The following is a 20610-nucleotide window of genomic DNA, read 5'->3' as shown; positions in this document are numbered from 1 at the left end:
GCCATCGGGATGACCACAGGAATAAGAAGGAAGACTTGCAAGTTTTCCTTCACGGCAGGCAGACTGTCGTTATCTGCAGGAACGGCGAAAGAAGCCCGATGTCCAGCACCCTGACCACCACCTCCCCCTCCGGCGAACGCATCCGGAGAACCGGTTTCGGCCCGCGGTTCGTCGCGCCCGTCGTGATCGGCTCGATGCTCAACCCGGTCAACTCGACCATGATCTCCACCGCGTTGGTCCCCATCGGCCGCGATCTCGGCGTCGGCACCGCCGGCACCGCCTGGCTGGTCTCGGGGCTGTACGCGGCCAGCGCGGTGGCCCAGCCCGCCATGGGCCGGATCGCCGACCACCTGGGGCCGCGCAGGGTCTACTCCGCGGGACTGGTGCTCGTCGGGCTGGCCGGCCTGGCCGGGCTCGGCGCCTCCTCGCTCGGCATGCTGATCGTCGTCCGCGTCCTCATCGGCATCGGCACCTCCGCCGCCTACCCCGCCGCCATGGCCATGATCCGCGCCCAGTCCGCCCGGCTGGACCGGGAGCCCCCGGGCGGCGTCCTCGGCGCACTGACCATCGCGGGGCTGGTGAGCGCGGCCGTCGGGCCCGCGCTCGGCGGCCTGCTCATCGGTCTGGCCGGCTGGCGGTCGATCTTCGGCGTCAACGTGCCGCTGGCCGTCGCCGGTCTCGCCCTCACCCTGCTGTGGCTGCCCGCGGACGAACCGCGCACGGCGCCGCGAGAGCCGGTGCGGCAGGCCCTCGACCCGCTGGGCGTCCTGCTGTTCACGGGCGTCATGGTCCCCGCGATGATCTTCCTGATGCACCTGCGCCACCCCGACTGGCCGCTGCTCGTCCTCACCCTCGCCATGGCGGGCGCCCTCACCGCCTGGGAACTCCGCGCCCCCAGGCCGTTCCTCGACCTGCGGATGCTGGCCGCCAACCGCCCCCTGCTGCGCACCTACGCCCGCTGCGGAGCGGCCTTCCTCGTCATCTACTGCATCCTGTACGGCTACACGCAGTGGCTGGAGGAGGTCCCCGGCTACTCGGCGACCGTCACCGGCCTGATCATGCTGCCCATGTCCGCGACGGCGGCACTGTGTTCGTGGTTCGGCGCGCGCGGCCGACGGGTGCGCGGACCGCTGGTGACCGGCACGGCCGCCATGACCGTGGCCGCCGCGGCCCTGTTCCTCACCGGGCCCGGCACCCCCGTCCTGCTGCTGGCGGCCATCGGCATCGTCTTCGGACTGCCCAACGGCCTCAACGCCGTGGGCAACCAGACCGCGCTCTACGCCCAGGCGCCCGAGGGCCGGATGGGCACGGCGGCCGGATTCTTCCGCACGGCCCAGTACACCGGCGCCGTCGTCTCCGCCGCCCTCATCGGACTGCTCTACGGCGACCGGGCCGGCACCCACGGCCTGCACACCATCGCCCTCGTGCTCACCGGGCTCGGTGCCGTGCTGCTGGTGGCCACACTGGCCGACCGCAGCCTGTCGAAAGGTACCCTTTCCAAGTGATCCACGAGCAGCCGCCGTCCCCCGCCGCAGCCGTCTCGCCCGAGCTCGCCGAAGCGGCGGCGAAACTCCGCGTCCTGACGGGACAGTTGATGAGGCGCCTGCGCGCCGCCTCCGAGGGCGAGGGCGTGACCCTGTCCCAGGCGGCCGTCCTCAGCAGGCTGGACCGGCACGGCCCCGCCACCACGGTCGCCCTCGCCCGGGCCGAGCGCGTCCGCCCCCAGTCGATGGGCGCGACCCTCGGCGCCCTGGAGGAGGAGGGCCTGGTCGAGCGCTCCCCGCACCCCACCGACGGCCGCCAGGCCATCATGTCCCTCACGGACAAGGGCCGCCGCCAGCTGACGGAGGTGCGGCGCACGCGGGAGGGCTGGATCGCGCAGGCGCTGGGCGAGCGGCTGGATGCGCGGGAGCAGGCCGTGGTGATCGAGGCGCTCGACCTGCTGACGCGACTGGCCGAGGAGGGGTAGGGGTTTCCGCCGTCCGCCGCGATAATCAGCGGCATGGACGCAGGGTTGGCGGCGGTCTCGGGTGCGCTGGCGGCAGCTGTGGCGACTGTCGGCGCGGCGTTCGCGGCCGGCTGGGCCCAACGCGAAGGCATGCAGCTCACCATCAGGGCAGAGGATCGCAAGGATCTCCGTCGGCCTCGCTTCGAGGTGTACCTGTCCCTCTTCACCCACGCCACGAACCTGCACCGCATGGCTGCGCTGGGGGAATCGGACAGGTCGACGATCCTGGAAGCCATGCAGGCCGAGGTGGACAACATCGAGAAGCTGTGGCCGACCGTCGCCCTGCGCGGACCCGAGGACGTCGCCACCCATGCAGAGGAAATCAACAACCGCGCACAATCCCTCTACACCTTCTACCGCATGGCAATCGAGGGCACGGCGGGAAAACCGGCCCATGAGGCACGGACGTTGAATGCATTGCTCAACGTCCTGAAAGAAAGCACCGACTCGTTCAAAGCCGCCGCGCAAAAGGCGCTTTACGGCGATGAGACCCCGGACCGGCGACGGCGTCATCACCCGTTCATCGCCCGCCCCCGCATGTGACCTTCTGCAGGCCTTCTGCGGTGAAGGCACGGCGCACGGCCCCGCCCACCGGCAGGATGGCCCGCATGGCCCACACCGTGATCATCGTCGGCGCCGGCGTCGCCGGCACGAGCGTCCTCGTGCACCTCGTCGACGCCCTCACCCGCACCGGGCGCACCGGCCTCCCCTGCTCCGTCCACCTGGTGGACCCGCACCCGCCCGGCTGGGGGCTCGCCTTCGGGGACGACGATCCGCTGCTGCTGTGCAACAGCGCCGCCGAGATCAACTCCGTCCGGGCGGACCGGCTCGACGACTTCGTCGTCCACCTCCGTGCCCACGGCTGGACGGGCACGCCCAAGGACTGCGTCCCGCGGGCGCGGATGGCCGAGTACTGCCACGAGCGCTCCGCACAGGCCACCGCGCTGGCCGCCGCCCACGGGATCGACGTCCACCACCACCGCACCACGGCCGAATCCGTCGGCACCGGCACCGGCCACCCGGTGCGCCTCGGCACCGGAGAGGACCTGGCCGGCGACGCCGTGATCATCAGCACCGGCGTCCAACGGCCCCGCGTTCCGCGCCTGTTCGAGGACGTCACCGAACACCCCGCCTACCTCGACAGCCCCTACCCGGCGCACCGCCTCCGGGAGGCGCTGCATCCCGGAGGCCGAGTGCTCGTCCTCGGCACGCGCCAGTCGGCCATCGACGCGTCCCTGTTGCTGTGCCGCGAAGGGCACCGCGTCACCCTGACCTCCCCGTCGGGGCAACTGCCCGCCGTGCGCCCGTCGCTGGCCGCGCCCGGCCGCCCGCTGCCTCCCCTCGACCGCATCGCCGCGCTCGACCCCGAGGACCCGCACCTCGCGGACCGGGTGATGCGGTGCGCGGTGGAGGCGCTGCAGCTGCTCGGCCCCCGGCCACTGCGCCTGCAGACCTCGGCCGCCGCCGACCCGGTGCAGCGGCTGCGCGAGGAGACGGCCCTGGTCGAGGCGGGCGCCTGTACCTGGCCGGACCTCGTGGTGCCGGTGATCGAGGCGGCCATCGCCCTCGGCGGCAGGCTTCCCGAACACCGCCGGCGGGCCCTGCTGGCGCACTTCGCCCCCTTCACCGGTCGCTATGCCACGGCGATGACGGTCGTCAACGCCCATCGCCTGCTGGCCCGGTTCGACGCGGGCGCCCTGCACATCGCCCCGGCCTATCCCGCGGCCGTCGCGTTCCACGACGGTGCCTGGCAGGTGCGGTGGCCGGACGGGAGACCGGAGCGCTTCGAGCACGTCGTCAACGCCACCGGCTTCGAGCTGCCCGCCCTGCACTGGGACCAGGACCGCAGCGCACTGCACCTGTCCGGGCCGCAGCCCGGCGGCGGGGTACTCGGCCGGCTGGAGGCCGACCTGCGGGTCCGGCGGCACCCGCAGGCGCAGCCCGAGCGCGTGTGGCTGGCGGGGGTGGGCACACACGTCCGCATCCCGTTCTCGAACCACCTGCGCAACGTGGCCCGGCAGGCCCGGCACGTCGCCGGGCAGGTCGCCGAGCAGGTCGCGGCGGGCGCGCCTGCACGGTGACGGGCGCCCCGGCAGCGCACAATACGGTCGCCCGGGTCCGCCGACCGGCCGCCGAGGAGTCAGATGCACAGCTGGACCACCCAGGACATGCCGAGCCAGGAGGGCCGGCTGGCCGTCGTGACCGGCGCCAACCGCGGCATCGGCTACGTCACCGCGCGGGAGCTGGCCCGGGCGGGCGCCGAGGTCGTCATGGCGGGCCGGGACGAGGGCAGGGTCCGGGAGGCCGCCCGGCGCGCGGCCGCCGAGGTGCCGGGGGCGCGGGTGCGTCCCGAACGGCTCGACCTGGCGGACCTGTCCTCCGTGGAGGCCTTCTCCGAACTGCTGGGCCGGGCCGGCCGGCCGGTGAACCTGCTGGTCAACAACGCCGGCGTGATGGCCGTGCCGGAACGGCGCACCACCGTGGACGGCTTCGAACTCACCGTCGGCGTCAACCACCTGGGCCACTTCGCCCTCACCGGTCACCTGCTGCCGCTGCTGCTGCGGGCGCCGGGCGCCCGCGTCGTCACCGTCAGCGCGGCCATCGCCCGCAGCCCGATGGCCGATCCGAGCGACTTCCAGAGCACCCGGCACTACCGGCCGATGGCCGCGTACGCCAAGTCCAAGCTCGCCAACGTGCTGTTCGCGCTGGAGCTCCAGCGCCGCGCCGACGCCGCGGGCGCCGGGCCGGTCAGCGTGGCCGTGCACCCGGGCTCCAGCCTGACGGGACTGCAGCGGCACCTGTCCCGGCCCGTGCAGCGCCTGGCGGAGGTCGCGCTGGAACGGTTCGTCGGACAGCCCGTCGAGGCGGCCGCGCTGGCCTCCCTCTACGCGGGCACCGCGCCCGGCATCGCGCCGGGCGGTTTCTACGGACCCACCGGGCGCTTCGAGGCCCGCGGCGCCCCCGGACCCGTGGAACTCCCCACAGCCGTCGGGGACACCGCCCGGGCACGGGCCCTGTGGGAGGCGTCGGAGGCCCTCACCCGGGTCCCGTACGTCTGGCCGGGCGGCCCGTACTTCGAGGAGGAGAACCCCTTCTGACCCATCAGGTCATCGCTGTCCACTGAGCACCTTGCGGGCCAGGAAGTTGCCGAGCAGCTCGGCCAGTTGGGCGAGGAATGGGTCTTGTCTGCGCCCCACAAGCCGGTCGCATACTGCCCCCATGGCGACGACCCGGGCGAGAAGCGGCAGAAGCAGCGCGCTCAACCTTCCGAGAACGGCCACCGGATTCGACCAGGTCCTCCACGCGGTGCGCGCGAGGCCGCCGCGGCGGGCACCGGAGCTGCCGGGCGAACCGCGCTGGCGCAGCGAGTTCGTGGCCACGGACCTCCGGGGACCGCGGGTGCGGCTCCAGGAGTTCGGCTACGCGTCCCACGAACTCGGCCGCGGCCAGGGCCGGCTGGACGACACCGCGCTCGTCGGCCCCGTACGGATCCTGACGCCGGAGGGCCTCTCCTGCCTCACCGAGGTGTGCGACCGGCTGGAGGGCGCCGCGGGCGCCAGCCGGTTCATCGCCACGCGCCGGGTGCGCAGCGCCGACCTGATGTCGGCGTTCATCAACAACATGATCCGCGACCGGACGTTCCTGCTGACGTGCTCCCGCCTGGTGGGCGTCCCGCTGATCCCCCACCCGCTGCGCATCCCGACCGCCCAGATCAACTACTTCGAGGGCCGGGGCCCCGGCGCCCGTCCCGACATCGTGCGGTGGCACCGCGACGGCATGGACTACGTCTTCACGATCCAGCTGAACGGCTACGAGGACTACGAGGGCGGCCGCTTCAGCTACTTCCGCGGCCGCACGGACGAGTTCGACGGCGCGCGGGAGGGCGACCCCAGAATCCGGGAGGCGGACTGCGGGGACCGGGGCGCGACCCTGTTCCTGCACGGGAGCCGGATCTTCCACGCGGTGACGCCCGTGACGCGGGGGCGGCGGGTGACGCTGGTCGTCTCGTTCTTCTGCCCGTACTTCGCGCGGCAGGACTCGAACACGTTCTGGCATCTTGCCGGGGACGACGGCATTCCGGCGACGATCCCGTGCTGGCTGCGGCTGAAGTGGCCGGTGCGGGACGCGGCGATGGACTATGCGCTGCGGGCGGGGAGTCCGGTGGTGACGTGGGAGGACGTGCGTTAGGGCGTGCCCGGCGGATCGGCGGTGCCCGAGCTGGAGCAGTTGCATGCCGGCCATGCCCCGGCGGTCCTGGCCTTCGAGCTGGCGAACCGCGCCTGGTTCGCTGCCTCGATCTCCGACCGCGGGGACGAGTTCTTCGACCGGTTCACCGAACGGCTCGGGGTCTTGCTGGCCGACCAAGAGGCCGGCGTCGGTGCCTTCTACGTACTCGTCGCCGAGGACGGCTCGGTTCTGGGCCGGTTCAACCTGTACGACATCCAGGACGGCACTGCCGAACTCGGCTACCGGGTCGCGCAGCACGTCGCCGGCCGCGGCGTGGCGACCGCGTCCGTCCGGGAGCTGTGCCGGTTGGCGGCGGCACGGCACGGACTGCACACGCTGCGGGCGGCCACCTCGCACGACAATGCCGCATCCCGGAGGGTGCTGGCCAAGGCCGGGTTCGTCCCTATCGGCCCGGCCGACCCGGCCGATCTCGGCGGCAGGCCGGGCACTTGGTACCGGCGCGACCTGCAGTTGTAGGCCGTGCTACGCACGACCGGTGCGCCAGGCTCAAGAGCTGTGCAACGCCCGAAACCTCTCCCTCAGGTCGACGACCCTTTCGGCCCGGCGTCCCATCAGATAGACCATGTTGTGCGTACGCCGCACCTCGTGCAGCAGGACGAACCCCTGCGTCTTGTAGTACGCGACCAGCCCGGGGAAGTGACATCCCCGACGCACCCATGCCTTCCCCTCCTGCGCGGCCCGGTCCACCGCCCACAGCGTCATGGCCGTTCCTGGCTTCGTCTCCTGACATGCCGGATCGGTGACCGAGGAGTACAGGTAGTGCGCCGACTCGCTCAGTTCCTCCTCGGTCCAGCCCCACGGCGGGGTGTGCTCCTGCACGGTGGTGCACCCGATGCCCCTCCCGCCGTCCTCGACAAGGACCCACACGTCTCCGTCGGGGTTCTCCGCCTGCCGCGCGAGTTCGGCTGCGCTGTCGCGCCAACTCGGCAACTCGCGTTCCTCCAGCCATGCCGAACGGGCAAGGATCATGCTTTCCACGGCCGGGACGTCGGCGGCGGTGGCCGGACGCATTGCGAACACGGGTGTCTCCCGGAGTGGGGGTCGTGGCGGACCGGGCTCCGATCGGCAGGTGCCCAGAGGCGGTTGCAGAACGGGGCCCGGCCGCGGTTGCAAACGCTCAGGCCTCTCGCTCGCGCCAGGCGCTCAGGACGGCTTGAACAGCGTTGGAGACCTGGGTTTGCCCGGTGGTGTCGGCCCACAGATGGGCATCGTGCTCGGTGAGCTTCACCACCTGCTCAGTGCTGGTGACGGTGGCGGCGAAGTTATGCTGCCGGGTCTTTCGGCCGCTGCCGGAGCGGTAGTCGAAGTGGCCGAGGTAGTCGGTAACGGCCGCGACGGTCAGGCCAGTCTCTTCGGCAACCTCGCGCTGCAGGGCTCCGATGAGGTTCTCACCAGGGTCGACGCCACCGGAAGGCAGCTCCCACAGGCCACCGAAGTAGTCGTCGGCCAGCCGGTGCAGCAGGAGCACACGGCCGCTCGGGCCGGCGATGACGGCGCCGACGACGGTCTTCTCGATGCCGTCGCGATCGGCGACGCGGGAGAGGTCGTCCAGGAGGGCGGGGGTGACGGTCGAGGAAGTCACAGCAAGTCCTTGTGGTGGTCGGCGACTTTGGCGATGGCCGTGGTGTAGGTGTCGGCGAGGCGGACATGGCGTGGACGTACTCCGCGGGAAGCCTCCGACGACGGGAGCCTCGCGGTCAGCGTAGCCAGCAAGCAGGGCGCCGGGGCCTGGAACAGCAGATGGGTATGCAACGGACAGGTGGAGCAGGGGACGTCTGCCCCCGTGGCGCCTTCGGCGTGGGTCGGAAAGCCTTCGCGACCGGCCATCACACAGAGACATCCGGTGCCAGCGCCCCCGCCTGGCCCGACAGTCGCGCTTCCCAATCCGCAGCGAAACGAGCAAGGCCTGAGGTGTCCCCTCCCGGCTGAGGAGCTTCACCCTCCACGGCGAAGGCCAGCACGTGCGGAACTGGCTGCATGTCGAGGACAACTGCGCCGGCATCGAGCTCGTCCTACGTGGCGGCACCCCGGGCGAGATCTACAACATCGGTGGCGGAAGCGACTTCACAAACAAGGAGCTGACCGACTACCTACTGCGTCTGTGCGGCGCCAGCTGGGGCTCGGTCGTCTACGTGCCCGACCGCCGGTCGAACGACATCCGGTACTCCATGTTCGGCTGAGCGCTGTTCACTCTTCACCCGGCGCACCCTACTGACTTTTCGGCAGTCGCCAGCCCGCGACCACTGCCTACCCCACCCCCCGCGGCGCATGCCGCAAATAGGCCAGAACCGCGCTCACCCGGCGGTGCAGCTGGCTCTCCTCCGCCAAGCCCAGTTTGGAGAAGGTCGAGTTGACGTGCTTCTCGATCGTCGACTCCGACAGCGTCAGCGCCTTCGCGATCGCCCGGTTCGTCTTCCCCTCCGCCATGTGCCGCAGCACGTCCAGCTCCCGGCGCGTCAGCGCCGCCAGCGGTGCATCGGCCGCGCGCGTGTGGCTGCCCATCAGGACCTCGACGATCCGGGGGTCGACCACGGAACGGCCCGCCGCCACCTCCCGGAGTGCCCGGAGCAACTCGTCCAGCTCTCCGATCCGTTCCTTCAGCAGGTACGCCAGGCCGTCCGTCCCCCGCTGGAAGAGGTCGAACGCGTAGTTCTCGTCGGCGTGCTGCGAGAGCATCACGACTCCGATGCCGGGATGCGCGGCCCGGATCGCGTGGGCCGCCGCGATGCCCTCGGTGTGGTGGCTCGGCGGCATCCTGATGTCCGCGATCACCGCCTCCGGGCGCAACCGGTCGACGGCGTCGAGGAGTTCGTCGGCGTCGCCGACGGCCGACACCACGGCCACGTGCCCGGTGTCCTCGAGCAGCCGTCGCGTGCCCTCGCGCACCAGGTAGTGGTCCTCGGCGATGACGACCCGCATCGCCTCCTCAGCCACTTCGGTCACCACTGTCCTCCCGCACCCGGTCCGCCAGCCGGGAGCGGATCACGGTGCCGCCCCCGGTCCGGCTGGTGATCAGCAGATCGCCGCCGACCGCCTCGATCCTGTCCCGCATCCCGGTCAGTCCCGACCCGGCGGCGGGGTCGCCGCTGAAGCCGACGCCGTCGTCGGTGACCTCCACCACCAGCCAGCCCCCGGCCCGCGTTATGCGGATGGTCGCGTGCGTGGCGTCGGCGTGTTTGAGCACGTTGGTCAGCGCCTCCGAGACCAGGTAGAACGCCGACTCCTCGACGTCGAGCGCGAAGCGCACCCGGTCCAGCGAGTCCTCGACGTGCACGGTGACCGGGATCGGCATCCGGCGGGCGCGTGAGGTGACGGCGGCCACCAGGCCCTGGTCGGTGAGGACCGGCGGGTGGATGCCGTGGGCGACCTCGCGCAGTTCGTCGATGACGCGGTACGCGTCGTCCTGGACCTCGGCCAGCACCATGTCGATGTCGCCCCCGCGGGCGAGCCGGTTGCGGGCGAGCCGCAGCTTGGCGACCAGGGCCACCAGGTCCTGCTGGATGCCGTCGTGCAACCGGCGCTCGATGCGCCGCCGTTCACCGTCCTGGGCGTGCACGATGCGGGCGCGCGAGGCGTCGAGCTCGCCCGCCTGGCGCTGCACCTCCTCGACGCGCGCGGACAGTTCGGCGGCGAGGTAGACGTTGTGGACGGCCAGCGCGGCCTGCCGGGCCAGGGTCTCGACCACGTCGTGGTCCTCGGGCGTGAACCGGCCCTCCGTCTTGGGCCCGTACTCGACGAGGCCGAGGATCTCGTGCCCGTACCACAGGGGCAGGGTCGTCCTGGAGGTTCCGTCCGCCTCCTCGCCCGCGGCGCCCAGGTGCGCGGGCAGTCCCTCGCCGCCCAGCCGGATGCGCACCCACTGCAGGCCGAGGCCCTCCTGGAGGCCCGCGGCCAGCTGCGGGGCCAGCAGGTCGAGGTCATAGGCGTGTTCGAGCGCGGTGCCGAACCGGACGAGCAGTTCGAAGCTGCTGAGCCGCTTGCCGAAGACGCGGCGTTCGGCGAGCTGGTTCAGCCGGGCGCGTACCGGCTGGAACAGGGCCGTCGCCGTGACGGCGACGAGGACGGACAGGCCGATCGGGAAGTACTGGCCGGCCGTCAGCCCGAGCGTCATCGCCATGCCCAGGTACCAGGCGCTGATGATCAGCCACAGCGTGCCGTAGACGACTTCGCGGCGGATGACGATGTCCACGCCGAGGAAGCGGTAGCGGAAGGCCGCGTAGACGACGGACAGCGAGATGAGCACGTACGGCAGGGCGCCGAGAAGCGAGCCGATGAGGTAGAGGATGCCGGTCTCGCCGTGCCAGGTGCGGAAGAGGCGGCAGCTGCCGCGGCCCAGGAAGAGGACGGCGGCCACGGCGGCGAGCGGCAGCAGCCGCGCGACGTCCTCCTGCCCGGCCGCGCGGGCGCGCAGGCAGCGGACGACGAACAGGGCGGCGCCGAGTCCGGGCAGCCAGGCCTCGGGGTGGTAGAAGACGGCGAGTTCGACGATGCGCGTCGGCACCCCGGCGAGCGGCAGGACGAGCGGCAGGGTGAGCAGCCCCCACAGCGCGCCCAGGACGGCGCGTTCGTGGCGGAAGCGGTAGCGGCCGTCGGGCAGGAGGGCGAGCAGACGTACGACGAGGATGCTGAAGGTCAGGTTGTTGACCTCGGTCGGCAGCAGGACGGCCGAAGCCTCCGGCGAGGGAAGGCCGTTCTCGGGCGCGGTCAGGTCCCAGCCGCACCGGGTGGTCAGCAGGGCGGCGGTGTAGCGGATGGCGATGCTCGACGCGAGCGCGGTGCCGACGAGCAGCAGCCGGCGCGCGACCGGGCTGGCGGGGGCGTGCCACCAGGCGAACAGGCCCGCGCAGTAGCACGGCAGGACGGAGCCCAGGATCCAGGGCAGCGTCACGGTGTTGTTCCGCAGCAGTATCGCCCCGGCCGCGACGGCCCACAGGAGGCACAGCCCGCCGGAGATCGCGGCAATGCGCATGGACCGGCCGGTACCCCTCACTCGCGCCATTATCAAGGTGTTGGTGACCTTGGTCCAGAAGCTGCCCCGCAAGTGGGTATGGCGGAAAACCCCCAGTGGGATCGGAGGGTTCCAGGGTCCCCCTGCACGCCGCGGTCGCGGCAGACTCGGTATGTCCGCCGTGGAAAAGTCCCCGATATGGCGGGCAGGTGACGGCAGGTCGTTCTGGCGTACGACACCACGAACTCTGCACGAACTGTTCAGCGTTGAAAATCCGAAGGGGAACCATGCTCGAGTCGTCCGGTCCCGAGGTGGTCGTCTGGGACACCACCTACGCCTGTCCACTGCGGTGCTCGCACTGCTATTCGGAGTCCGGACGCCGGGCTCCCCGGCAACTGGGCCATGAGGACATGCTGCGGGTCGCCGATGCCCTGATCACGCTCAACCCCCGCGTGGTCGCCCTGTCCGGCGGCGAACCCCTCGTCGTCAAGGGCATCTTCGACGTGGCCGGCCGGCTCTCCCGGGCCGGGATCAAGACGGCCGTCTACACCAGCGGCTGGATCATGGAACCGTGGATGGCCACGGAGCTCGCCAAGGTCTTCGACGAGGTCATCGTGAGCCTCGACGGGGCCACCGCGCAGATCCACGACCGGATCAGGGGCCGGCGCGGCTCCTTCGACCGGGCCCTGAGCGCCCTGACCCTGCTCGACGCCGCGGCGCGCGAGCGGCGCCGGCGCCGGCGCAGTCCGCTGTGGTTCGGCATCGACTGCGTCGTGGTCCGCAGCAATTTCCCGCAGCTGGAGGAATTCTGCACGGCCATCGCCCCCCGGTACCCCGAACTGCGCAGCGTCACCTTCAACGCGGCGGTTCCCGAAGGGCTGGCCAGCCGCCCCGAGTTCGGCCATTTCGAACTTCTCGACGACGAACAGGTCGCGCAATTGACGAGTGAGGAACGGCTCGCCCGGCTCCAGGCCCTCGCCCCGGAATCGGTGCGCGTCTTCACCACCGACAACAGCAATCTCGTCATGCGCCCCGACCGGTTCGCCAGCGGCGTCGACGCACGGGTGATGCAGGTCGAACCCGACGGAGAAGTGCGGGCCCTGCCGGTCTACGAGGGAACGGTGGGAAACCTGCTCGAGGAATCCCCGATGGAACTCTGGCAGCGCGGCATTTCGCGGCTGAACGACCCCTTCGTCATCGAGACGCTCTCCGCGGTGCGCACCATGCAGGACTGGGCGGAGGCGGTGCGGCGGATGGACTACCACTTCGGCTCCCCGGAGGTGCGCTCGCGGATCGACCGCCGCTCGGTCCGGACGAACCCCCCGGAATTCAGCGCGCTGGCGCTGTGACCCATCGAGTCCTCGCCCCGAGGAGGACGTGCCGTGTTGACGTTCAAGGACTACGACCGCTTCTGCCTCGCCGACCCGGTCTTCTACGACCGTCCCGAGCACTACCCGGACGCGGGCGAACGGCTGGCCGCGGCGCGGCGGCTCGCCCCCGAGGGCTGGACCCGCGGAGAGTCGGGCTGGTGGGTCACCCTGCGGCCCGGCGGGGAGACGGCCCCCGGACAGGGCTGGCAGATCCATGTGTCCGTCACCCTGCCCGAGGTGGTCCGGGCCGTCGAGATCGTCTGGGGCCACTGCGTCGAGCGCAGGATCCCGTTCGACTTCGTCCGCAGCCGGGCCGCCGCCCGTGAGCTCAACGGCGACCGGGCCGACCGGCTCACCGGCGGCAGACTCATCACCGTCCACGTCGACGGCGAGGAGGAGCTGAGCCGCACCCTCACCGAACTCGGCTCCCTGCTCGACGGGTTGACCGGGCCGTACGTGCTGGGCGGGCTGCGGCACGGCGCGGGCCCGATGTACGTGCGCTACGGGTCCCGGGACGGGCGGATGTGCCCGGACGGGGAGGGCGAGTGGGGGCCCGCCCTGCTCACCCCCGACGGCACGCTCGTCCCCGAGCCGCGCCGCCCGGTGTTCTCCCCGCCCGACTGGCTGGAGCTGCCCGCGGTGCTGCGCCCCGACCTGGAGGCCCTGCACGCCGCCCCCGCGGGCGAGTTCCCCTACCGGGTCGAGCGCGCCCTCGGCCTCGGCAACGGCGGCGGCACCTACCGCGCGGTGGACCTGCGCACCGGCGCCACGGTGCTGCTCCGCGAGGCCCGGCCGCACGCCGGGCTCGACCTGCGCGGCGAGGACTCCGTCACCCGGCTCGGCCGGCAGCGCTCGGCACTGGAGCGGCTCGTGGGGCTGGAGTGCGTACCGCGGCTCGTGGAACAACGCACGTACGCCGAACACCACTTCCTGGCCGAGGAGTTCATCGAGGGCCGCACCCTGCTGCAGGCCGCCTCGCTCGCCTTCCCGCTGACCTCCGCCGAGCGCGCCGCCCGGGAGGCCGAGCCCTACACCACCTGGGCGCTGGGCGTACTGGAGCGGATCGGCCGCGCGCTGACCGCCGTGCAGGAGCGGGGCCTGCGGCTGGGCGAACTGCCGCCGAAGAACGTGGTGCTGCGGCCCGACGGCCGGGTCGCGCTCGTCGGCTTCGCCTCGGCGACCGGACTGCACGACACCCGCCCGGCGGCGCCGGGCGAGCCGGGCTTCAGCGTGCCGCCCGGCTGCCGCGGGGCGGAGGCCGTGCGCCACCTGCTCGACTGCCTGCGGCTGTGGCTGTTCCTGCCGGTCCCCTGGCGCGACCCCGCCAAGCTGCACACCCTCGTCGCGGCCGTCGCCCGGTACTACCCGGTGCCCCCGGGCTTCGGCTCCGCGCTGGTGCAGGGGCTGTGGCCCGACGGCCGGCCCGCGGAACAGGACCGGGCGGGCGCCCTGCTCGCGGCGGAGCCACCGGACTGGCCCGCGATCCGGGGCGCGCTCGTGCACGGCATCCACGCCTGCGCCACGCCCGACCGCGCCGACCGGCTCTTCCCCGGCACGCCCAACGGGCGCACGCTCATCGGGGGTTACCCCCTCGGCTACGGCGCGGCCGGGGTGCTGTACGCGCTGCACCGCGCGGGCGCGGACGTCCCCGAGCCGTACACCGCCTGGCTGGCGGCCGCCGCCACCCGGGACCGCAGACCCCGGCCGGGGCTCTACGACGGGCTGCACGGCGCCGCGTTCACGCTCGACCTGCTGGGCCGGCGCGAGGCCGCCCTCGACGTCCTGGACCGCTGTCTGGCCCTGGACGAGCGGGCGTTCACCTTCGACCTGGCGGGCGGCCGGGCCGGCATCGCCCTGACCCTGCTGCACTTCGCCGCGGCCACCGGCGACACCGCACTGCACGACGCGGCCCTGCGCATGGCTGCCGACCTCGCGGAGGCCGTCGAGGAAGGACCGCTGCCCGGCAGGCCTGGCCGGCCCGCACCGTACGGGCTGCTGCACGGCGCGACCGGGATCGCCCTGTTCTTCCTGCGCCTGTACGAGGAGTGCGGGGAGCGGCGCTTCCTCGACCTGGCCGACCGGGCACTGCGACTCGACCTGGGCAGGCTGCGGACGCTGCCCGACGGGCACGTGGCGCTCTTCGACGGCTCCGCCCACCTTCCGTATCTGCACGGGGGCAGCACCGGGCTCGCGTTCGTCCTGCGCGACCTGCTGCGGCACCGCCCCGACGGGCAGCGGGCCGAGCTGCTGGCCCGTATCCGCCGGACCTGCGACGCGGTGTACGTGCGCAACGCAGGCCTGCTGCGCGGGCGTTCCGGCTCGGTGGCCGTGCTGGCCGCGCTGGACGAGCCCGCGGACCGGCCGGCCCTGCTGCGGCAGATCCGTCTGCTGTCCTGGCACGCCCAGTCCTACCGCGGGCACCTCGCGTTCCCGGGCTTCCGTGCGCTGCGGCTGTCCGCGGACCTGGCGACCGGTTCCGCGGGCGTGCTGCTCGCACTGAGCTCCGCGTTCGAGAGGACCGGCCCCGTCCTTCCCTTCCTCGATCCGCGGTCCGTCACCCGCGCGGCGCCGGAGGGAGGTGAACGGCATGTCGGAAATCCTGGAGCTGCAGGAGATGGAGGAGGAGACCCCCGCCCTGTGGCCGTGTAGCAACAGTTACCAGAGCACCCTCGGGCAGGTCTGACGGCCGGCCCCAGGGGAGGCGCGCCGGCCGTCCGTTCATCGCCCCACGGGGACGGCCGGCGCGTAGCGCCCCGTCAGGGGCGCGGGGCTGTTGACTCCCCCAGCTACCTCCCCCAGCTACCGCTGGGGGTGCCCCCAGGAGGTACCCCCAGCGGCTCCGCCGCGTGGGCGCCCCGTCAGGGGCGCGGGGAACTGCGCGACCAGCCCCCACCTGCCCGCAGCCGACGCACCACCCCAGGGGTCCGGGGCGAAGCCCCGAGAACCTCGACTGCAGGCGCGTCGCGGTTGCCCGCGCAGTTCCCCGCGCCCCTGACGGGGCGCAGATCCCGGAGGAGGACCGCCATGCTCGCCCAAGGCCACCTGGCCGCCGACCCCCTCTTCGCCGACTCCCCCGACCGCGTCGAAGACGCGACCACCCGCTTCGCACGGGCCGACCGTCCCGCGCCCCCCGGCTGGCGCCGGGCCGAGCGCGGAGGCTGGGTCTCCCTCCAGCACACGGGCGCCCGGCTGCCCCCGCAGGGCTGGAAGATCCACGCGTCGGCGACGGCCGAGGAGGCCCCGCGCGTGGTCGACGCGGTGTGGGAGTACTGCGTCGAGCGCGGCATCGGCTTCAAGTTCCTGCGCAGCAGCACCCTGTTGGCGCTGGTCAACAGCAAACGGGCACCGCGCTCGGCCGGCGGCAAGCTGATCACGATCTACCCGCGCTGCGAGGAGCTGCTGGAGCGCACGCTGCGGGAGCTGTCCTCGCTCTTACGGGGCGTCAAGGGCCCGTACATCCTCAGCGATCTGCGCTGGCACGAGGGCCCGTTGTACGTGCGCTACGGGGGCTTCGCCCCGCGCTTCTGCTTCTCCCGCGACGGCGACTACGTGCCCGCCGTGGTGCGCCCGGACGGCGAACCGGTGCCGGACGTGCGCGGGGCCTCCTTCCGGGTGCCGCCGTGGGCGGGGGTGCCGCCGTTCGTCGCGGACCGGATCCGGGCCTCCCGCCGCGGGCCGGGCACCCGGCTCCCGTACCGGGTGGAGAAGGCGCTGCGTTTCTCCAACAGCGGCGGTGTCTACCGCGCCGTCGACCCGGGCACCGGACGCGCGGTGGTGCTCCGGGAGGCCCGCCCGTACACCGCCGTCGACGACCGGGGCGGGGACGCGGTGGCCCGGCTGGGCCGCGAACACGCCGTGCTGCAGCGGCTGGCCGGGCTGGACTGCGTGCCGCGGGTCCTGGGACGCACGGTCCACTGGGAACACCACTTCCTGGCCGTGGAGTTCGTCGAGGGCGAGCCGCTGCTGGAGGCGGTCGCCCGGCGGCATCCGCTCTTCCGCCCCGACCACGACCCCGCCGAACGGGCCGCCTACGCCGCGTGGGCCCGCGGCGTCCTCGACCGGATCGGGGCGGCGGTGGCGGCGCTGCACGCGCGCGGCGTCGTCTTCGGTGACCTCCAGCCGGGCAATGTGCTGGTCCGCCCGGACGGCAGTGTGTGCCTCGTCGACTTCGAGGCGGCCTTCGGCGTCGGCGAGGACGTCGCGCCGGCCATGGGGACGCCGGGTTTCGTCGCCCCGTGGGCGCGTTCGGGCACCGCGGTCGACGCGTACGGGCTGGCCTGCCTGCGCCTCGCGGTCTTCTGTCCGCTGACGGAGCTGATGCGCTTCGACCCGCGCAAGCCGGGGCAGTTGATCCGGCTGGTCGAGGAGCGCTTCCCGGTGCCGCCGGCGTTCGCCGCGCGGCTGCGCGAGGAACTGGCCCCGCCCCCGGGCGCGACCGTCGAGCCCGCCGTGGCCTGGCCCCCGGGCGGCCGGGAGGAGGCGCTGTGGGGCCCGGTGCTGGACTCGCTGTGCGAGGCGGTCCTGCGCAGCGCCACCCCGGAGCGGGAGGACCGGCTCTTCCCCGGCGACGTCCGGCAGTTCGACGGCCAGGAGACGGGCCTGGCCTACGGCGCGGCCGGGGTGCTGCACGCCCTGCACGTCACCGGGTACAGCACGCGCCCGGAGTTCGCGGGGCACGCCGACTGGCTGGTGCGGGCGGCCGAGCGCGCGCAGTGGCCGCGGCCCGGGCTCTACGACGGGCTCGCCGGAGTGGCCCACGTCCTGGGCGAGTCGGGCCGGGTGCAGGATGCGCGGGCGGTGCTGGAGCGGCTGGCCGCCTTCGACCTGCGGGGCTGCGGGACGGGCCTGTTCGGCGGCCTGGCCGGGATCGCGCTGGCCTTCCTGCACGCCGGCGACGCGGAGACCGCCGTCCGGCTGGGCGACCGCGTCGCACGCTCCCTCGACGGAGACGGGGACGGGGGCGGGGGCGGTCACGACGTCGCCGCCCCCGGGCTCATGCGCGGGTGGTCGGGCCCGGCCCTGCTGTTCGTGCGGCTCTTCGCGGGGACGGGCGAGGAGCGCTGGTTGCGCTGCGCGGAGACCGCCCTGGCCCGGGACATCGCGCGCTGCGGCGCGCCGCGCGGGCGGTACGTCCAGGTCAAGGACGGGCAGCGCTGGGTCTCGGGGCTCGGCGCGGGCAGTGCGGGGATCGGCGTCGTCCTCCAGGAGTTCCTGCGACAACGCCCCGACCCCCACTTCGCGCGGCTGCGCGACCGCATCCGCGACGGGCTGGGGACGGAACTGCTGCTGTCGCCGGGCCTGTTCACGGGGCACGCCGGGCTGCTGTACGCCCTGGCACACCTGGATGGTCCGCAGGAGCTGCGGGACGTGCAGCTGCGGGGGCTGGGCGTGCATGCCGTGCCCTACGAGGGCGAGCTGGCGTTCGCGATGGACGGACTGCTGCGGCTGTCCATGGACTTGGCGACCGGGACGGCGGGGGTGCTGCTGGCGGTGCAGGCGGCGGTGCGGGGCGGCGGCGGGCTGCCGTTTCTGGGCTGCTGAGGGGGAGTTGGGGCGCACGGGGGGCGTGCGCGGGCCGGCGTGCTGCGGGTGCTCGGCGCGGAGGGGGCGGAAGGGGCGGAATCGCAAGCTCCGCCGGGTAGGAAGGAACCGTTCCCGCAATCCCCCAAGTCACCGAAGAGGTGGGCATGTTCGGTAGGTACGGTGTCCGGGTCTCCCTGTGCGCGATGGCGCTGGCCGCCGCGTCCCTGGGGTGGGCCCCGGCCGCGCAGGCGCACGCGCACGCTCCGCTGTCCTGCTCGGGCCAGGAGAGCACGTCCTACAGCCCGGGGCTGACAGTCGAGCCCCGGGACGTCGGGATCGAGGCGCACCCCACCTACACCTGCACGGACCGTCCCGGGCACGTGGTGAGCGCCACGGGCACCATCGAGGGCATCTCCCCCGGGGCGAGCTGCCTCGCGCTCGTCACTGCCGGCGGGCGGGAGACCGTGTACTACGCGGACGGCGGGGAGTCGGTGATCGTCTACACCTCCTCCGTCGGCACCCGGGCGCTGGGCGCCCACACCCTTCAGCTCCTGGGCACGGTCGTCGAGGGCCGGGGCAAGGGACACCGGGCCGTGCGCAGCGTCCAGACGCTGCCGGGCACGCTGCCGACGGACTGCCTGACGCCCGACGGCCTCCGGCAGGCCTTCGCCGGGGTGGAGCTGGAGATCGACCCGTCCTGACGCAACGCCCGGGCGACGAGCGGGCGCCCCGTCAGGGGCGCGGGACTGTTTTCTCCCCCAGCTACCGCTGGGAGGTACCCCCAGCGGCTCCGCCGCGTGGGCGCGACCAGGCGCCCCGAAGGGGCGCGGGGAACTGCGTGACCAGCCCCCACCGGCCCGCAGCCGACGCACCACCCCAGGGGTCCGGGGCGAAGCCCCGACAACCGCAACTGCGGGCGCGTCTGGGGGCACCTCCCAGCGGTAGCTGGGGGATGGTCGCGCAGTTCCCCGCGCCCCTTCGGGGCGCCCCGCTCAATGCCCGCCCGTAGCCCGGAACCCCCGCGGCACCAGCAGCACCGCCAGCACGGCCACGGCGACCACGATCGCCGCGGACACGTACGCCGTCGTGGTCAGCGCGTGGTCGAAGGCCTCGCGCGCAACGGCGAGCACGCGCCGGCCCGTCACGCCGCCCGCCTCCCGGGCGACCTCGGCCGCGCCGCCGACCGAACCGCGCGCGGTCCGCGCCGCGGACCCGCCGACGGGCAGTCCGGTCATCCTGCTGCTGAAGACGGCACCGTGGATGCTGCCGAGCAGCGCGACCCCGAGGGCGACACCGAGTTCGTAGGCGGTCTCGGACACCGCCCCGGCCTGACCGGCGCGTTCGGGCGGGACGGACGAGACCAGCACCGACGCCGAAGCGGTGATCGCCAGCCCGTCGCCGAGGCCCAGAGCCGCGAGGACGACGGCGACGACCGCATAGCTCGTCGGCTCGGGCGCGAGGGCGAGCACGAGGAACCCCGCCGCCAGGGCCCCGAGCCCGACGGCCAGCACGAAGCGCACCCCGATGCGGTGCATCAGCCAGGGCGTGGACAGCGATCCCGCCAGCATGGCGAGCGCGGACGGCACGGTGCGCAGACCGGCCTGCGAGGGCGAATAGCCGTGGACGTACTGCAGCCACAGAGAGATCAGGAACAGCGCGGCGCCGATGGCGAGCATCGCCAGCAGGGTGGCCAGCGCGGCCGCCAGGAACGGGCCGTTACGGAAGAGCCGCACGTCCAGCAGCGGGTCCGCCAGGCCGAGTTGGCGCCGGGCGAACACGGCGATCAGCAGCACGCCGACGACGAGCATGCCCAGATCCACGGGCCCGGTACCGCCCTTGGCGACGTGCTTGATGCCCCAGGCCAGGCAGACGATGCCGACGACGGAGAGCGCCGCCCCCGCCCAGTCCAGACCGCCGACCTGCGGGGCCCGGAACTCCGGCAGCAGCCGGCTGCCCGCCGCGACGGTGACGACGACGACCGGCACGTTGACCCAGAACGCCGACGCCCAGCCGAAGCGCTCGACGAGCACCCCGCCGACCAGCGGCCCCACACAGGCCCCGGCCCCGGCGACGGCCGCCCACACGCCGATGGCGAGCGTGCGTTCCCGGTCGTCGGTGAAGATGTTCCGGATCAGCGAGAGCGTCGACGGCATGACCATGGCACCGCCCAGCCCCAGCAGCACACGCCCCGCGATCAGCTGCCAGGAGCTGTGGGCCGTGGCGGCCATGACGGAGGCCAGACCGAAGAGCACGAAACCGCCCAGGAACAGCCGCTTGCGGCCGAAGCGGTCGCCGACCGCGCCGGTGGTGACCAGGAGCCCGCCGAGCACCAGCCCGTAGACGTCGATGATCCACAACTGGGCGAGCGGGCCGGGCCGCAGGTCTTGGATGAGCGAGGGCAGGGCCACGTTGAGGATCGTGGCGTCCATGGCCACCAGCAGCAGGCTCGCGCACAGCACGGCCAGCATGGCCCAGCGGCCGGACGCGGGAGACTCAGCCTTGGCCTGCTCCAT

The 20610-nt window shown here is 73.2% G+C and carries 17 protein-coding genes; 12 read left to right on the top strand and 5 right to left on the bottom strand.

The window, feature by feature from the left end:
* The first annotated feature begins 98 nt into the window (after positions 1-98).
* The 7 genes from ACMATS_RS33570 (at position 99) to ACMATS_RS33540 (ending at position 6712) form a co-directional block, all read left to right on the top strand.
* Positions 99-1505: an MFS transporter gene (locus ACMATS_RS33570; RefSeq protein WP_414170053.1), complete on the top strand. Its 1407-nt coding sequence runs from the start codon at positions 99-101 to the stop codon at positions 1503-1505.
* Positions 1502-1969 carry a MarR family winged helix-turn-helix transcriptional regulator gene (locus ACMATS_RS33565; protein ID WP_390775618.1) on the top strand — a complete coding sequence of 156 codons (468 nt, stop codon included), beginning with the start codon at positions 1502-1504 and terminating at the stop codon, positions 1967-1969. Before ACMATS_RS33570 ends, ACMATS_RS33565 begins: the two co-directional genes overlap by 4 nt.
* 33 nt (positions 1970-2002) lie before the next feature.
* On the top strand, positions 2003-2551 hold the full coding sequence (locus tag ACMATS_RS33560; RefSeq protein ID WP_391153104.1) for a hypothetical protein: 549 nt from the start codon (positions 2003-2005) through the stop codon (positions 2549-2551).
* Between the two features lie 65 nt (positions 2552-2616).
* Positions 2617-4089 carry an FAD/NAD(P)-binding protein gene (locus tag ACMATS_RS33555; RefSeq protein ID WP_414170052.1) on the top strand — a complete coding sequence of 491 codons (1473 nt, stop codon included), beginning with the start codon at positions 2617-2619 and terminating at the stop codon, positions 4087-4089.
* A 63-nt stretch (positions 4090-4152) separates the two neighbouring features.
* Positions 4153-5106, top strand: a complete 954-nt coding sequence (locus ACMATS_RS33550) for an oxidoreductase (RefSeq protein ID WP_391153107.1) — start codon at positions 4153-4155, stop codon at positions 5104-5106.
* A gap of 121 nt (positions 5107-5227) precedes the next feature.
* Positions 5228-6196: a hypothetical protein gene (locus ACMATS_RS33545; RefSeq protein WP_414170051.1), complete on the top strand. Its 969-nt coding sequence runs from the start codon at positions 5228-5230 to the stop codon at positions 6194-6196.
* A gap of 21 nt (positions 6197-6217) precedes the next feature.
* Positions 6218-6712, top strand: a complete 495-nt coding sequence (locus ACMATS_RS33540) for a GNAT family N-acetyltransferase (protein WP_414170846.1) — start codon at positions 6218-6220, stop codon at positions 6710-6712.
* A gap of 30 nt (positions 6713-6742) precedes the next feature.
* On the opposite strand, the gene ACMATS_RS33535 is transcribed toward ACMATS_RS33540, so the two are convergent.
* Complete coding sequence (locus tag ACMATS_RS33535; RefSeq protein WP_414170845.1) at positions 6743-7267, bottom strand: GNAT family N-acetyltransferase; 525 nt, start codon at positions 7265-7267, stop codon at positions 6743-6745.
* Positions 7268-7373: 106 nt separating this feature from the next.
* Positions 7374-7838, bottom strand: coding sequence for an NUDIX hydrolase (locus tag ACMATS_RS33530; RefSeq protein ID WP_414170050.1), 465 nt, complete (start codon positions 7836-7838; stop codon positions 7374-7376).
* 343 nt (positions 7839-8181) lie between these two features.
* On the opposite strand from ACMATS_RS33530, the gene ACMATS_RS33525 reads away from it, so the two are divergent.
* Complete coding sequence (locus ACMATS_RS33525) at positions 8182-8436, top strand: NAD-dependent epimerase/dehydratase family protein (RefSeq protein ID WP_414170844.1); 255 nt, start codon at positions 8182-8184, stop codon at positions 8434-8436.
* Between the two features lie 67 nt (positions 8437-8503).
* On the opposite strand, the gene ACMATS_RS33520 is transcribed toward ACMATS_RS33525, so the two are convergent.
* Both ACMATS_RS33520 and ACMATS_RS33515 read right to left on the bottom strand, forming a co-directional pair.
* Positions 8504-9199 carry a response regulator gene (locus tag ACMATS_RS33520; RefSeq protein ID WP_391153113.1) on the bottom strand — a complete coding sequence of 232 codons (696 nt, stop codon included), beginning with the start codon at positions 9197-9199 and terminating at the stop codon, positions 8504-8506.
* Positions 9183-11225: a GAF domain-containing sensor histidine kinase gene (locus ACMATS_RS33515; protein ID WP_414170049.1), complete on the bottom strand. Its 2043-nt coding sequence runs from the start codon at positions 11223-11225 to the stop codon at positions 9183-9185. Before ACMATS_RS33515 ends, ACMATS_RS33520 begins: the two co-directional genes overlap by 17 nt.
* A gap of 266 nt (positions 11226-11491) precedes the next feature.
* On the opposite strand from ACMATS_RS33515, the gene ACMATS_RS33510 reads away from it, so the two are divergent.
* The 4 genes from ACMATS_RS33510 to ACMATS_RS33495 all read left to right on the top strand — a co-directional run bounded on the left by ACMATS_RS33510 (position 11492) and on the right by ACMATS_RS33495 (position 18798).
* On the top strand, positions 11492-12553 hold the full coding sequence (locus tag ACMATS_RS33510; protein ID WP_390775629.1) for a radical SAM protein: 1062 nt from the start codon (positions 11492-11494) through the stop codon (positions 12551-12553).
* A gap of 33 nt (positions 12554-12586) precedes the next feature.
* Entirely contained in the window at positions 12587-15223 is a 2637-nt protein-coding gene (gene lanKC, locus ACMATS_RS33505; protein ID WP_414170048.1) for a class III lanthionine synthetase LanKC, read from the top strand.
* 375 nt (positions 15224-15598) lie between these two features.
* Positions 15599-18115, top strand: a complete 2517-nt coding sequence (lanKC, locus tag ACMATS_RS33500; protein WP_414170047.1) for a class III lanthionine synthetase LanKC — start codon at positions 15599-15601, stop codon at positions 18113-18115.
* A gap of 146 nt (positions 18116-18261) precedes the next feature.
* Positions 18262-18798, top strand: coding sequence for a hypothetical protein (locus tag ACMATS_RS33495; RefSeq protein WP_414170046.1), 537 nt, complete (start codon positions 18262-18264; stop codon positions 18796-18798).
* A 291-nt stretch (positions 18799-19089) separates the two neighbouring features.
* On the opposite strand, the gene ACMATS_RS33490 is transcribed toward ACMATS_RS33495, so the two are convergent.
* Positions 19090-20610 carry an MFS transporter gene (locus ACMATS_RS33490; RefSeq protein ID WP_414170045.1) on the bottom strand — a complete coding sequence of 507 codons (1521 nt, stop codon included), beginning with the start codon at positions 20608-20610 and terminating at the stop codon, positions 19090-19092.

This window comes from Streptoverticillium reticulum, from assembly GCF_047456005.1.
Classification (GTDB): Bacteria; Actinomycetota; Actinomycetes; order Streptomycetales; family Streptomycetaceae; genus Streptomyces; species Streptomyces reticulum.
The sequence above is the reverse complement of the archived record's forward strand: the minus strand, read 5'-3'. Positions and strand labels throughout refer to the sequence as shown.

Excerpts from the sequence above, each read along its gene's own strand:
- ACMATS_RS33490 (WP_414170045.1), bottom strand. The coding sequence starts at position 20,610 with ATGGAGCAGGCCAAGGCTGAGTCTCCCGCGTCCGGCCGCTGGGCCATG.
- ACMATS_RS33535 (WP_414170845.1), bottom strand. The coding sequence starts at position 7,267 with ATGCGTCCGGCCACCGCCGCCGACGTCCCGGCCGTGGAAAGCATGATC.
- ACMATS_RS33495 (WP_414170046.1), top strand. The coding sequence starts at position 18,262 with ATGTTCGGTAGGTACGGTGTCCGGGTCTCCCTGTGCGCGATGGCGCTG.
- ACMATS_RS33550 (WP_391153107.1), top strand. The coding sequence starts at position 4,153 with ATGCACAGCTGGACCACCCAGGACATGCCGAGCCAGGAGGGCCGGCTG.
- ACMATS_RS33570 (WP_414170053.1), top strand. The coding sequence starts at position 99 with ATGTCCAGCACCCTGACCACCACCTCCCCCTCCGGCGAACGCATCCGG.
- ACMATS_RS33560 (WP_391153104.1), top strand. The coding sequence starts at position 2,003 with ATGGACGCAGGGTTGGCGGCGGTCTCGGGTGCGCTGGCGGCAGCTGTG.
- ACMATS_RS33555 (WP_414170052.1), top strand. The coding sequence starts at position 2,617 with ATGGCCCACACCGTGATCATCGTCGGCGCCGGCGTCGCCGGCACGAGC.
- ACMATS_RS33515 (WP_414170049.1), bottom strand. The coding sequence starts at position 11,225 with ATGCGCATTGCCGCGATCTCCGGCGGGCTGTGCCTCCTGTGGGCCGTC.
- lanKC (WP_414170047.1), top strand. The coding sequence starts at position 15,599 with ATGCTCGCCCAAGGCCACCTGGCCGCCGACCCCCTCTTCGCCGACTCC.
- ACMATS_RS33510 (WP_390775629.1), top strand. The coding sequence starts at position 11,492 with ATGCTCGAGTCGTCCGGTCCCGAGGTGGTCGTCTGGGACACCACCTAC.
- ACMATS_RS33545 (WP_414170051.1), top strand. The coding sequence starts at position 5,228 with ATGGCGACGACCCGGGCGAGAAGCGGCAGAAGCAGCGCGCTCAACCTT.